The sequence below is a fragment of the Ornithinibacillus californiensis genome (assembly GCF_001038485.1).
Classification (GTDB): Bacteria; Bacillota; Bacilli; order Bacillales; family Amphibacillaceae; genus Ornithinibacillus; species Ornithinibacillus californiensis.
In genome coordinates this window covers 25094-38730 of sequence record NZ_LDUE01000023.1, presented here as the reverse complement: position 1 = coordinate 38730, position 13637 = coordinate 25094, and the positions used below count along the sequence as shown (strand labels likewise).

The following is a 13637-nucleotide window of genomic DNA, read 5'->3' as shown; positions in this document are numbered from 1 at the left end:
CCGAAACCCCATGAAGGTATTGTAGGAATTTCTTTTGTAGTACCAGTCCACAATAGTATCTAATAAAAATATAAAAGCCTCTGGTTTAACCTTCTTCCTCGCCTCACAAAAGGCCTGTTTACTTACTGTTACCTCCTTTTTATTAAGAATTTTAAAGAAGTCATCCAGTTCAATCTGAATGCTCTTCTTTACAAAATTAAGCATAAATAACAATGTGCTTGTAAAACTCAACTTGTTTTGCCCTTCACGGGTAAAATAGGTTGGTTTGGATCGTGATTCACACTTAAAAATATAGTCATGAATGACGTTCCGAGTTACCTCAATAGCCTCTAAAAACATACTTTTCCCCATAAAAAATCACCACTTCATCGTTGATATACCTAAAAAATCGGTATTCAAATCGATTATTGTGGTGATTTTAAAAAGTCAAGTGCTTTTTGGCATATTTTGGTTATTTTTTGTCTTTTTTAATTCATTTACATATTTTGTCATCTTAGCTTGATGACATTGGGGGACGTCCCTCCACCCTATATAGAATTGGATATACATAGAATCAGGATTTTTGACTTTGTTGATGCGCTTGTCATTTGGGCGATGAAGCGGTCACTGGAGCGGGATAAGTAACTTTGGTTATATGAAGGCGATTTATCAGGATTCAGCTATCTATGAATCCTGGTTTTTGCTTGTCCGAATATACCCAACATATTTTTCCAATAAATTTATATCACTCACCGCACTTAAAGTTCTCGATCCAACAATATCTTCAATCTCATTAAATATTAATTCCCCGTTATGACCAATCAAAAAGTCTATCCCAACCATTCCAAAATTAAAATGATGAATAATTTTATCGATAAGTGCTTTTTCCTCTCTACTTAAACTGTATAACGTTGCCGAGCCTCCGAGTTTGTAATTTGCCCGAAAATCGGTGTTGCTTTCCCTTAATACAGCAGCAATAATTTCTTTACCTACAACAAATACTCGGAGATCCTTCCCAAGTTTTACTTCAGTAGATTGAATGACATAATCAGAAGGTTTAACATCATGATAAAAGGATTCCCATTCCTTTTGATTCCTGATGAAAAACACTTGTCTACCACCTCTGCCAGTTGCCTCTTTTATTACAAAAGGGTAGGGCATTGGTGTGTGATCTGTTAAATTGTGGCTTTTCACAAAAATCGTATCCATCATAGGAATTCCAAGTTTCGCAACCTCAAAATAGGTTTTTGCTTTGTGATTGGCAACCTCGGATAGATGGGATGAATTAAAGACTTGTATACCAAGATGCTCTAATTGTCTATTAAGGATAGATTCAACCGTGCGTACAACGGCAAAGTTAGGTAGTTCAACTTGTTGTCCTTCTAGTAAACAATAGTGTTTGTTGTTCATTACTCCGATAGTGAGTTTTTCTCGAAGGACTAGTTGTAAATCAATCAATTGTTTCTTTGCCTCTGTTATAAACCATTCGATATAAGCTTTATTTTCAATGGAATCTAGTTCACTATAAATAAGCCAACCTTTTATCATGTTCATCCCCCAAGTTTATTTAAAATATATTCGACCATAGCATCAGCTGCATTGATGCCTGTACAGTCTAATAGATTCCGGATATGGGCATTCGAGTTAATTTCACAAACATAATACGTGTCATCTTCACCAAATAATAAATCTATCCCACAAAAATCTGCACCGATTGACTTAGAAGCTGCTAAAGCGATTTCTTTTGCCTTCTCACTTGGCTCATAACGCTCCATCACGCCACCTGTTGTAATATTTGCACGAAAGTCATTCGTCGCTATTCTTTTCATTGCTGCTACTACTTGATCGCCTACTACTTGAATTCTAATATCCATTCCTTTGCTAGTGGCAATGAATTCTTGGAACATAAAAGGTTTTCCATATAATTCCACTATTTTATTTTTTAACTCCTCTTTGGAATGGACGAGATGTACTTGCTCGCCAAATGAACCAAATGCCTCTTTGACGATTAAGGGTAAACCAAGATGTGAAATAATCATTTCTAGATTAGGTAAATATTTTTCCTCGCGATTATAGAATACTTTAGGGGCAACAATCGTCTTTGGAATAGGGAGTTTATGCTTCGCTAGTACTTGGTATGTAGCAATCTTATCATCACTAGTTTCAATGACTTGTGAGCTATTAAAGACAGGGATGCCAAGCTGTTCTAGTTGTCTAGCGAGGTATATATCCTTGTCTGTGAAAATAACATAATCTGGTCTTTCATATTCTGTTAGAAGGTCTAGTCGCTCCGAACCTAACGTTACAAGCACATCATTATTTTTAATTATATAGGCTGTAGAATGATGCTTCTCAGCAGCTTCCTGCAGCATTTCAGCAAAGTCTAAAAATTTATTACCAGGTAAGTTACCATTATAAATAATCCAACCAATTTTACTCAACCTTCGATTTCCTTTCCTCATATGCTATACTGATTTCTAATTGATAGATAAAGATGGTGATCATATGTTTCAATATTTGGAACAAGTAGAAGCATTTCTTCATGAAAGAAGAACACTAGGAATAAAGCCTGGCCTTGAACGGATGTATGCATTATTAGACGCTCAACATAATCCCCAGAAAAAGTTAAAGGCCGTTCACATTGCTGGAACAAATGGGAAAGGGTCAACCTTAACCTATATCAAAGCTGCACTTATGGAGAACAATTACCGTGTTGGGGTGTTTTCTTCTCCTAGCTTAACTGGCTTAACGGGACATATGATAATCGATAATCTCCCAATTGAAGAGGAGCGTTTTTTAGTACTGTTTAACCAATTACTTCCTAGTATACGTGAGCTTGATTTAAACGGAATGCATGCCACAGAATTTGAAATTATAACTGCAATAGCTTTTATGCACTTCAGTGAACATGTTGATATAGCAGTTATTGAAGCTGGGATGGGTGGAAAAGAAGATTCCACGAATTGCATCCAGCCTGTGGTTTCTATTATAACAAATATAGCGAAGGACCATGCTAGTTTTTTAGGGAACTCGCTTGAGGAAATTGCTCATCATAAAGCTGGAATTATAAAGGAAAATATTCCTGTAGTCGTAGGTAGGGTTGATCCGACTTGCTTGTCCATTATCAATATGGAGGCGAAAAGTAAAACATCGGCTCGTTATTTACTAGATAGTGACTTTTTTTACATGATTAACTCTATTAGCGAAAATAGTCAACTTTTTGATTGGAGCTATAAGGATTTGACATATTCTATCGAAATAGGGATGAGGGGGAACCATCAGGTAGAGAATGCTGCTACAGCATTGATGGCATTACAAGTAATCGAGCGGAGTGGTTTTGAATTAGACTGGAACAAGGTAAGTACTGCATTTCGTTATGCAAGCTTCCCAGGGAGATTTGAAAAGGTATCGGAAAACCCAGAAATTATTATAGATGGAGCCCATAACCCAAATGGGATGGAAGCCTTTATCCATACTGTTAATCAAATTTATTCCAATAAGCAAAAGCACCTAATCTTTGCAGGTTTTAAAGATAAAGAATTAGAAGATATGATACGTTTAGCTTTACCGCATTTTGATTCCATAGCCCTATCCACCTTTGACCATACGAGAGCAGCGGATGCGGAAAAGTTAGCGAATGTTGTTCAAACTGATAGCATACGAATAGTCGACTGGATGGATGAACTGAATGAAATCAAAAACGGAAAAGATAGTTATTTCTTTGCTGGATCCCTCCATTTTATTGGAATGGTAAGGGGCTATTTGAATAAGAAAAGTCTGTAAGGTTATCGGGGTTTATGTTGAAATAAATTGTTTTGTACATGACAATTTTCTCCTTACTTTTTAGTTTGTCTATGCTAGAGTTGAACAAAATAATCTAGCAAAATGGGGGGAGCAACAATGTCAGCAAAAAAGCAAGTAGTCGTAAGAATAGATGGAAAAGATAGAAAATCAAATTCTATTAAAAAGATACATAGTGGAGTAGATAAAATAGAGAGAACAGCAAGTGAAGAAGTAGCAGCGGCCGAAGAATCGGGAGCAAATAAGCTTCACACCTTTTCAAGAGATTACGATACAACTTTCATGTTATCAAAAACTCCAACCAAAAAGCAGAGTAATTTCGCTATGTTTAAACCAATTATTATTGCCATTATTTCAGCTATTACAATTGGTTCTATTATGGGTTTTGTCATGTTGAAAATCATCGTTAACTTTGATAATGATTTAAATGCCTCCCCTGCCTTTTTAGTGCCTACAGATGAAAATAATAACGGACAAGGCGAGGAAAAAACAGAGAACCCTCCCACAAATAGTACTACTCTGCATACAATTGATTCAATGTCAGCATTTGTGCTTCAGGGGGGAGTGTTCTCCACAGTAGAAAATGCAGAGGCAGAATCTGTAAAGTTCGTTGAACAAGGTTATGCGCCTATCATATGGGAAAAGGAAGGGCAGTTCTATTTACTTGTGAATTTAGGAATGTCTAAGGAAGACCTTCAAGACGATACAAATGCATTAATGAATAGTGGTATAGAGGTATATGCTAAAGAGTGGCAAGTAAGTGAAATGGAAATGGAATTAACAAAGGAAGAGTATGATTGGTTACTAGCTTTCCAAGACCAATGGAATATCTCCTTAGGAACTGGGATGGTGGAGGCTAGAGAATGGCAAGCTTTAATGGATCAAGCACCTGAACAATCGGAAATACTCGCTAGTTTTATTCCAAGTATAGGTGAATATATTACAGCTGAAAAAGACTCTGATGGTATACTACTTGCAATTTGGCAGGAATATAATTTTTTATTACATGTAAACCAAATGAATCTAGATTAATGGAATTGGTAATTTGAATCAATAAGCAGTGTGGAAAATCATAATTTTCTATGCTGCTTTTTGTATTTTTACTAATTTTCTAGTAGAGAAAATCTAATTTTGTCTATTTGTAAAGGATTATTTTCTAGGCTATTCTATTCTTGTAAAAAAAGGAGGAATCAGAATGAAATCAGCGTCCATTATGATTAAGGATGTTCCAAAAGAAGATAGGCCAAGAGAGAGGCTTTTAAATCTAGGGGCAAATCACCTATCCAACCAAGAATTATTAGCAATTTTATTAGGGAGTGGTACAAAAAGTGAATCGGTTATGACACTTGCTAATCGGGTACTCATGCACTTTGAAGGTTTGAAGCTTTTAAAAGATGCAACGATTGAGGAGTTAACAGCTATAAAAGGAATTGGCAGTGCAAAGGGAGTGTTGATTCTCTCGGCATTAGAACTCGGTAAGAGATTGAGTCAGTATAAACCAAATGATCGTTATGTGATACGTTCTCCGGAAGATGGGGCAGATTACATAATGGAAGAAATGCGTAATCTAAATCAAGAGCATTTTGTTGTTATTTTTTTGAACACCAAAAATCAGATTATTCATCGACAAACTATTTTTATTGGAAGTTTAAACGCCTCAATTGTTCATCCTCGTGAAGTATTTCGTGAAGCTGTAAAACGCTCAGCTGCCTCTATTATCGTCGCGCATAACCACCCAAGTGGGGATCCAGCACCCTCCCAAGAGGATATTCATGTGACAAAGAGACTCGCAGAATCAGGTAAAATGATAGGGATTGAATTATTGGATCACCTCATTATAGGAGATCGTAAGTTTGTGTCCTTGAAAGAAAAAGGTTATTTATAGCACTATCAATTTTTGTTTTTTTTTCGTATAATTAAATAGATAATATAAAAGCGCCATTTTCATATTCTCTGAAAGTGGCGCTTCTTAAGATTGAAAAAGCTTAATAAAGTTTACATATCGATACAATCAAAGTAACATATTTGATTATATTATGGGGATCGACACATAAAATAGATAAAAACAGTCAAGCTTTAGATACAGTTAAACTTTGATGTTATTGGAGAGGGAGATTTTATTGGGTATTTTTGGCTTTTCACAAGATTTAGGAATTGATTTGGGCACAGCAAATACACTGGTTTTTGTGAAAGGAAAAGGTGTAGTATTAAGAGAACCTTCTGTCGTTGCCAAAAATGTGGAAACAGGAGAAATAGAAGCGGTAGGAAACTCCGCAAAAAATATGATTGGTAGAAACCCTGGTAGTATATCCGTGATTAGACCAATGAAAGATGGCGTTATTGCTGATTATGATACTACTGCTGCCATGATGCAATATTATATTAGACGAGCAATGAAGAGTAGGTCACTTTTTGCTAAAAAACCGAATGTAATGATTTGTGTGCCATCAGGTATTACAATGGTAGAAGAGCGTGCTGTCATTGACGCATCTAAACAGGCTGGTGCAAAGGAAGCATTTCCGATTGCAGAACCGTTTGCAGCAGCAATAGGTGCAGGGCTACCCGTTTGGGAACCAACCGGTAGCATGATTGTTGATATTGGTGGTGGAACTACAGAGGTTGCTGTAATTTCTTTAGGTGGAATTGTAACTGCACAATCTATTCGTAATGCTGGAGACAATATGGACCTTTCTATCATTAATTATATTCGTAAATCCTATAATTTGATGATTGGGGAAAGAACAGCAGAACAGATTAAACTTGAGATTGGTTCTGCAAATGATGAAAGTTTAGCTGAAGAAACAATGGAAATTAGAGGAAGAGATTTATTAACTGGCTTACCAAAAACGATTACTATTAGCGGTAAAGAAATCTCAGGTGCATTACAGGATACTGTAGATGCTATTATAGAGGCTGTAAAGAATACTCTTGAAAAAACTCCACCAGAACTAGCTGCGGATATTATGGATCGTGGAATTGTATTATCTGGCGGTGGTGCATTATTAACTAACCTGGACAAAGTAATTAGTGATGAAACAAAGATGCCGGTTTTTGTTGCCGATAACCCACTGGAGAGTGTTGTTATTGGAACTGGTAAATCCTTAGAATATATTCAACATTTCAAAGCACAACCAAATGTATCTACTCGTCCTACAGTAGAGTAAGTAGGTGTTTTCATGTCATTATTTCGTAAAAAGAAATTGTTTACTATCCTCATAGGAATCATAGTACTCGTTGCTTTAATTGGATTTTCTTTAAAAGACCGTGCTAATTTAACAACTGGAGAGCAATTTGTTAGTGATATTATTGGTATCATGCAAAATGTGATTTCTGCACCGGTAAAATATGTAGCAAATATCTTTGATAATATTGATGATATTCGTAACACATATGAGGAAAATCAGATATTAAGGGAGAAATTAGCTCAATATAAAGGGCTTATTTATGAGGTTCAAGAGATAAAAGAAGAGAATGTAGAATTAAGAGAATTGCTTGATAAAAAGGATTCCATACGTTCTTATAATCCAATTCATGCCACAGTAACAGCAAGGTCACCTGAACGCTGGATAGAGCAAGTAACAATAAATAAAGGTACACTTGCTGGTGTAGAAGAAAATATGGCAGTGATAACTGCTGAAGGTATGGTCGGTAAAATTCAGAGTGTTTCCAAACTAACATCAACGGTTCAGCTACTAACAGGCTTTGATGAATTTAATCGAATTTCTGCTACTGTTTCTCGTGACGATGAGGGGAATGATATATTCGGATTAATCGAAGCTTATGATGAAGAAACAGACTCCTTACTGTTTAAAATAATCGAGGAGTCTGATAAGGATATTGAAAAGGGAGAGTTAATTGTTTCTTCTGGTATGGGAGGAGTGTTCCCGGCAGGATTACCAATCGGTACAGTTAAAGAAGTAATACCAGATCAGTATGGTCTAACTAAAACAGCATTAGTAGAGCCAGCAGCGAATATGTACGAAATTAACAATGTGGTTGTAGTGGACCGGATATTACGTAGTGAAGAGGGGGAGGAGGAATGAGACATATATTCCTACCCCTCATTCTGCTACTCCTTGTTGTGTTTGAAGGGGTTGCACTCGACATCTTACCAAGCAGCCTCATTGATGGTGATTTGATGATTACACCGCACTGGGTATTAATTTTCTTAGTGTTGATTGCCATGTTTTATGATCGAAAAGACTCTTACATTTCCATTATTTATGCCTTGATTTTTGGTTTGTTAATGGATATTGCCTATACGGGAATATTAGGTGTTTACATGTTTTCTTATGGTCTTGTGATTTATTTCATCCATGAATTAAGAAATTTGTTGCATAGTAATATTTATTCCGCGTTATTGTTTGGTATAATAGGTATAATTATAGCTGAGCTTGTTATCAACTTAATCTATTATTTTGTAGGAATAATGGATGCGGAGTGGATGGATTATGTCATGTCTCGTCTTATACCATCCATTTTGGCAAACTCTATTTTCTTATTGATTATCTATCCTATGTTTGCCAAACGATTAGAAAAATGGAAAAATACTAAAATAAAATAGAAACAGTTCTTATAGACCTACACGTATAATTTGGCACTGATGAGGTGAATGCATTGCAAGATACAAAACAAAAACAATATGTAACTATTAAGGGTACTAGGGACGGGCTTACTTTATTTATCGATGATCGCTGTTCATTTGAAGATGCGTGTAGGGAACTTCAAGAAAAATTATCAGTAAATCAAGCGAAAAAGGACGAACAAGAAGTACCTGTAACTGTTAAACTTGGAAATCGATATTTATATGATGACCAAAAAGAGAATTTAGAAAGAATAATCACTGAGAAGAAGCAATTTGCCGTTCAATCCTTTGAGACTAATGTCATTTTGAGAGATGAAGCACTAGCAATGCTTGAGGATACGGAAATTAAAGTTTTTAATCGTATCGTTCGTTCTGGACAAGTTCTTGAGGTTAAAGGTGATTTACTACTAATTGGAGATGTAAATCCAGGAGGGAAAATCGTCTCAACTGGAAACATATATGTGATGGGGAGTTTACACGGTATTGCCCATGCAGGTGCTGATGGTGACCATAATGCAGTAATAGCCGCTTCCTATATGAATCCAAGTCAACTTCGAATAGCAGACTATATCAGTCGATCACCAGATTATGAATCGGACGGCGTATATATGGAATGTGGTCTCATAGATCAAGAAAAAGATAAAATAATTATTGATAGAATACAAGTTTTAACACATAAACGTAAAAGTTTAAGTGGATTCGAAAGGAGAATAATCAATGGGTGAGGCAATCGTTATAACATCTGGTAAAGGTGGCGTAGGTAAAACTACGACAACTGCTAATTTAGGAACAGCGTTAGCTTTAATGGATAAAAAGGTTTGTTTAATTGATACAGACATTGGTTTAAGAAATCTAGATGTTGTTATGGGACTTGAGAATCGTATTGTATATGACATCGTTGATGTTATTCAAGGCCGTTGTAAGTTAAAGCAAGCATTGATTAAAGATAAACGTTTTGATTACCTTTCCTTATTGCCTGCTGCCCAAACTAGTGACAAATCTGCCGTAACAACTGAGGGTATGCGCGAGATTATTAAAGAATTGAAAACAGAATATGATTATATCATTATTGATTGCCCAGCGGGAATTGAGCAAGGTTATCAAAATGCGGTTGCAGGAGCAGACAAAGCAATTGTAGTAACGACACCAGAAAAATCTAGTGTTCGTGATGCTGATAGAATTATTGGATTACTAGAGAAAGAAGAAATCGACCCACCAACATTAGTTATTAACAGAATTCGTAAGCATATGATGAAAAATGGAGATATGCTAGATATCGATGAAATTGTTCAAATTCTATCGATTGATCTAATTGGTATCGTTTTAGATGATGATGAGGTAATTAAAGCCTCGAACCATGGAGAGCCAATCGCATTCCAACCAAATACAAAAGCTTCGATTGCATACCGTAACATTGCAAGAAGAATTCTAGGTGAATCTGTACCACTACAGTCCTTAGAAGATGAGACAGGTATGTTTAAAAAGGTTAAGAAATTTTTTGGTATTAGAAGTTAATATTCATATAATAAAAATCAATTGTTCAAACAAGAGTTCTAAAGTCATTATAGATTTTAGAGCTTTTTTGTTTTTTCATTCTTAATGGGCGATCATATGTAATCTATGTGTAGAAATCTATATAAATCTAACTCAATAGGAGCATCGCGACATACCTGAAACTGAATGGACTAAGTTACAACCTGCGCTAATGTGTAAGTTTTTCAGCTGTGCATAGTGTGTAAAGAAAAATTCTTAAATTTACAAGATTACTATTTTTATCAAATAGGGACAATCATATCTTGTCCCATTCTTTCATACAATGTATAAATGATTATGAAGGAATGAGGGCCAATGAAGAAAGAAATAAAAGATGTAAGAAGAGCCATTAGTGAACGGAAAAAATCAAGAGGAGTCCCGACAAAGTCAAAAACAAATAAAGTTAGCACAATCATGCCTTCTTTGCCACAAGATGAAGAAAGACACGGTTTTTACCCGAATTTTATTGATACTTCAGCTTCTAACCAAAATAGAAGCAATACGATAACAGGGATTATTTTGAAGGGAATCTTTTCTGTTATGTTATTTTTTTCAATTGCTATTATTTGGCAAAATGATGCAGAATTTTTTGAAAAGCCGAGACAATGGACTAGCAATGTCTTAACCGAAGAATTCCCGTTTGCGAGTGCTTATAAATGGTACAAGGATTCCTTTGGAACACCACTAGCACTCTCGCCAACAAAAGAACCAGAAGTAACTGAGGCGGCGCTTGCTCTCCCAGTTACAGGTAGTGTCATCGAAACTTTTCAAGCTAATGGTAAGGGAATAATGATTGCTCCAAACGAGACGACCTCTGTTGCTGCACTTGATGAGGGATTTGTCATTTTCGCAGGTAAAAAATCAGATACAAACAAAACAATTATCATACAGCATGCAGATGGATCAACTTCTACATATGGCTATTTAAGTTCAATCGATGTCCATTTATATCAAATCGTATCAGCCAACCAGCGTATCGGTGAATTTAGCCCAACAGCTGAAAGTGAAATGGTATATTTCTCAATTGAAAAAGATAATGAGTATGTTGATCCAGTACAGGTGATTGAAGTTGATGAAAATCCATAAGTTTATCCCACCAATACATATACATCCAATATTATTCTTGTTTCTAATTATTTCATTTTTAACTGGTACATTTGTTGAGTTATTTATCATATTAGCGATTGTTCTATTTCATGAATTGGGACACTATTCCGCTGCTGCTTATTATAAATGGAGAATAAGACAAGTAATGCTTTGGGTTTTTGGAGGGGTAATGGATACAGATGAGAACGGAAGTAGGCCTGTTAAAGAAGAAGTTATCGTAACGCTAGCAGGCCCTTTTCAACATGTTATAATATATATTCTAATGATTCTTGCAACATGGTTTACGCAGCTTCCTAGTTCCATAATCGAGACAGTCCTATTCTATAATACGACTATCCTTGTCTTTAATTTATTACCTATCTGGCCATTAGATGGTGGCAAGCTATTATTTTTTTTGTTTTCAACAAAATTACCTTTCCAAAAGGCATATCATACGGTTCTAGTTGTCTCTATTACATTGTGTGTGTTGATTATTGTTATACAGTTATTATTTTTCCCATTTACACTAAGTGCACTGTTAATTATGGTTTTCCTACTGTTAGAAAATCGTTCAGAATGGAAAAAAAGGCATTATGTATTTATCCGTTTCTTACTAAACCGGTATAAAGGGAATAATTGGATTAAAACAGTAAGTCCGATTACAGTACCTTTTCAATATTCGTTAATGGAAGTATTCTCACAGTTTAGACGGGATGTGAAGCATTCGATCTATATTCAAATGCCAAATAATACGCGTCTTTCACTTGATGAGACTGATTGTTTGAAAAGTTACTTTTTCGATAGGAACTATAATAAAACAATAGGTGAGGTAGCAAACTATTCATCTATATAGAAAGACCTTGACAAAGAGTAAGCATACGTGATAACATTTGTATGTTATTCATCGTAGCACCCGTGCTACAACCGCACAGAACAGGTTTTTAAAAACTAGTTTATGTTTACCTGTATGGCGAGTCTGAGTTTATTAAGGAGGTGCAGTTATGTACGCAATTATCGAAGCTGGTGGTAAGCAAGTGAAAGTTGAAGAGGGCCAAGTAGTTTACGTTGAAAAAGTTACAGCAGACGTGGATGAAACCGTTACTTTTGACAAAGTTCTTTTCGTAGGTGGGGAAAACGTTAAAGTTGGTTCTCCTTATGTTGAAGGTGCTACTGTTACGGCTAAAGTTGAAAAACATGGTCGTCAAAAGAAAGTCACTGTATTCAAATTCAAGCCTAAGAAAAACTACCATAAGAAACAAGGTCATCGTCAACCTTATACGAAATTAGTAATCGAAAAAATCAACCAATAAGGGTCATGTTATGATTAAGGTAATTGTATACCGAGAGAATAACCAAATAAAGTCCTTTGAATTATCTGGACATGCAGAAAGTGGACCTTATGGTTATGATTTAGTTTGTGCCGGCGTATCCGCAGTTTCATTTGGTGCAGTCAATGCAGTATTGAAGCTGACAGATATCGATCTGGAAATCGAACAAGGTAGTGAAGGTGGTTATCTTCGAGTTACTATTCCTAATTCTGTTCATGCAGAATTAGTGGAAAAGGTGCAGCTCCTGTTCGAAGGTATGATTGTTTCTCTGGAAACTATTGAACGTGAATATAAAAAGTTTATTACGATACAAAGTAAATAGGAGGTGCTCTAATGCTACGTCTAGATTTACAGTTCTTCGCATCTAAAAAGGGTGTAGGTAGTACAAAGAACGGCCGTGACTCTGAGTCCAAACGTCTTGGTTCTAAACGTGCCGATGGTCAATTCGTAACTGGTGGATCTATTCTTTACCGTCAACGCGGTACAAAGATCTATCCAGGTGAGAACGTTGGCCGTGGTGGAGATGACACGCTTTATGCAAAAATCGACGGTGTTGTTAAATTCGAACGCTATGGTCGTGACCGTAAAAAAGTTAGTGTTTATCCAGTTGCTCAAGAAGCATAATTACTTATGAAACTCCAATCATTTAGTGGTTGGAGTTTTTTTGTTGAAAGCTACAATGTCTCATAGACCATTAAATGAGATGTTTATACGATAAGTAGATCTATATCTCCTGAATTATGAATTTCCCACTATTTTCTGCTATAATTCAACATAATGGGGGAGGATAATTGTGGAAGCGAAGGATATTATTCAGTTATTGCGATTACAGCGACATGATTTAATGAATGACTTGCAGATTGTTCATGGTTATTTAAGTATGGGAAAAACCGATAAGGTAAAATTAAAAGTTGAAGCAATAATAGATGCATTCAATCAAGAAAGAACGCTCATGAATGTGGATTGCCCTAATTTTGTTCTTTGGTTAATTCAAGTAAACTTACATCATAAACATATTCATTTTACATACGATATACATACTGATGATACAAGTTTATACGATTATGATCGTGTTTTAACAAATATAGGGAATACATTAATAGACAACATTTTAGCAGATAAATTAGAAATAATAACTGGAGAAGTAAAGTTAATGAGCAGTAATCATTCGATCGAATTGGTAGTCACGTTAAATGGACAATCAATTGATGGCAACGAATGGAAAGAAAGACTATCAAGAAAACTTGATGATGTGTTGATACAGGTAAAGGAGACTGGATCCGATACAAGGATTAGTTTTTCCATTCCTTCCTGAATAAATGAGG

At 35.7% G+C, this 13637-nt stretch carries 16 protein-coding genes, 1 pseudogene and 1 other annotated feature; of the genes and pseudogenes, 14 read left to right on the top strand and 3 right to left on the bottom strand.

The genetic code is table 11. The annotated features are described in order from the left end of the window. The 3 genes and pseudogenes from TE34_RS06595 to TE34_RS06585 form a co-directional block, all read right to left on the bottom strand. Positions 1 to 351 (bottom strand): annotated as a pseudogene (locus tag TE34_RS06595) (IS4 family transposase); the annotation flags it as partial. Between the two features lie 312 nt (positions 352 to 663). After that, on the bottom strand, positions 664 to 1527 hold the full coding sequence (locus tag TE34_RS06590) for an ATP-grasp domain-containing protein (RefSeq protein WP_047984046.1): 864 nt from the start codon (positions 1525 to 1527) through the stop codon (positions 664 to 666). Between the two features lie 2 nt (positions 1528 to 1529). Further along, positions 1530 to 2420 (bottom strand): ATP-grasp domain-containing protein, encoded by an 891-nt coding sequence (locus TE34_RS06585; protein ID WP_047984045.1) that lies wholly within the window; start codon positions 2418 to 2420, stop codon positions 1530 to 1532. 64 nt (positions 2421 to 2484) lie between these two features. Between TE34_RS06585 and TE34_RS06580 the strand changes: the two genes are divergently transcribed. The 14 genes from TE34_RS06580 (at position 2485) to TE34_RS06515 (ending at position 13627) form a co-directional block, all read left to right on the top strand. After that, positions 2485 to 3762 (top strand): bifunctional folylpolyglutamate synthase/dihydrofolate synthase, encoded by a 1278-nt coding sequence (locus tag TE34_RS06580; RefSeq protein WP_047984044.1) that lies wholly within the window; start codon positions 2485 to 2487, stop codon positions 3760 to 3762. Between the two features lie 117 nt (positions 3763 to 3879). Beyond that, on the top strand, positions 3880 to 4812 hold the full coding sequence (locus tag TE34_RS06575) for a hypothetical protein (protein ID WP_047984043.1): 933 nt from the start codon (positions 3880 to 3882) through the stop codon (positions 4810 to 4812). Positions 4813 to 4975: 163 nt separating this feature from the next. Continuing rightward, on the top strand, positions 4976 to 5665 hold the full coding sequence (gene radC / locus TE34_RS06570; protein WP_047984042.1) for a RadC family protein: 690 nt from the start codon (positions 4976 to 4978) through the stop codon (positions 5663 to 5665). A 235-nt stretch (positions 5666 to 5900) separates the two neighbouring features. Further along, complete coding sequence (locus TE34_RS06565; protein ID WP_047984041.1) at positions 5901 to 6944, top strand: rod shape-determining protein; 1044 nt, start codon at positions 5901 to 5903, stop codon at positions 6942 to 6944. A 12-nt stretch (positions 6945 to 6956) separates the two neighbouring features. Continuing rightward, positions 6957 to 7823 (top strand): rod shape-determining protein MreC, encoded by an 867-nt coding sequence (gene mreC / locus TE34_RS06560; protein WP_047984040.1) that lies wholly within the window; start codon positions 6957 to 6959, stop codon positions 7821 to 7823. Next, positions 7820 to 8344 carry a rod shape-determining protein MreD gene (gene mreD / locus TE34_RS06555; protein WP_047984039.1) on the top strand — a complete coding sequence of 175 codons (525 nt, stop codon included), beginning with the start codon at positions 7820 to 7822 and terminating at the stop codon, positions 8342 to 8344. Before mreC ends, mreD begins: the two co-directional genes overlap by 4 nt. A 53-nt stretch (positions 8345 to 8397) precedes the next feature. Further along, positions 8398 to 9090, top strand: a complete 693-nt coding sequence (gene minC, locus TE34_RS06550; RefSeq protein WP_047984038.1) for a septum site-determining protein MinC — start codon at positions 8398 to 8400, stop codon at positions 9088 to 9090. Continuing rightward, positions 9083 to 9880 carry a septum site-determining protein MinD gene (gene minD, locus TE34_RS06545; protein WP_047984037.1) on the top strand — a complete coding sequence of 266 codons (798 nt, stop codon included), beginning with the start codon at positions 9083 to 9085 and terminating at the stop codon, positions 9878 to 9880. The genes minC and minD overlap by 8 nt, the downstream gene beginning before the upstream one ends. Before the next feature lie 333 nt (positions 9881 to 10213). Continuing rightward, on the top strand, positions 10214 to 10984 hold the full coding sequence (locus TE34_RS06540; RefSeq protein WP_047984036.1) for a M23 family metallopeptidase: 771 nt from the start codon (positions 10214 to 10216) through the stop codon (positions 10982 to 10984). Further along, positions 10971 to 11837 (top strand): M50 family metallopeptidase, encoded by an 867-nt coding sequence (locus TE34_RS06535; RefSeq protein WP_047984035.1) that lies wholly within the window; start codon positions 10971 to 10973, stop codon positions 11835 to 11837. Before TE34_RS06540 ends, TE34_RS06535 begins: the two co-directional genes overlap by 14 nt. Before the next feature lie 59 nt (positions 11838 to 11896). Next, positions 11897 to 11972 (top strand) — a sequence feature (ribosomal protein L21 leader region). Positions 11973 to 11985: 13 nt separating this feature from the next. Then, a complete protein-coding gene (rplU, locus tag TE34_RS06530) occupies positions 11986 to 12294 on the top strand; it encodes a 50S ribosomal protein L21 (protein WP_047984034.1) in 309 nt (102 codons plus the stop codon). A gap of 10 nt (positions 12295 to 12304) precedes the next feature. Beyond that, positions 12305 to 12634, top strand: coding sequence for a ribosomal-processing cysteine protease Prp (locus TE34_RS06525; protein WP_047984033.1), 330 nt, complete (start codon positions 12305 to 12307; stop codon positions 12632 to 12634). Between the two features lie 11 nt (positions 12635 to 12645). Further along, the gene (rpmA, locus tag TE34_RS06520; protein WP_047984032.1) at positions 12646 to 12936 is read left to right on the top strand and encodes a 50S ribosomal protein L27; all 291 of its coding nucleotides are present in this window, start codon (positions 12646 to 12648) and stop codon (positions 12934 to 12936) included. Positions 12937 to 13105: 169 nt separating this feature from the next. After that, entirely contained in the window at positions 13106 to 13627 is a 522-nt protein-coding gene (locus TE34_RS06515) for a Spo0B domain-containing protein (RefSeq protein WP_047984031.1), read from the top strand. Positions 13628 to 13637: the final 10 nt, after the last annotated feature.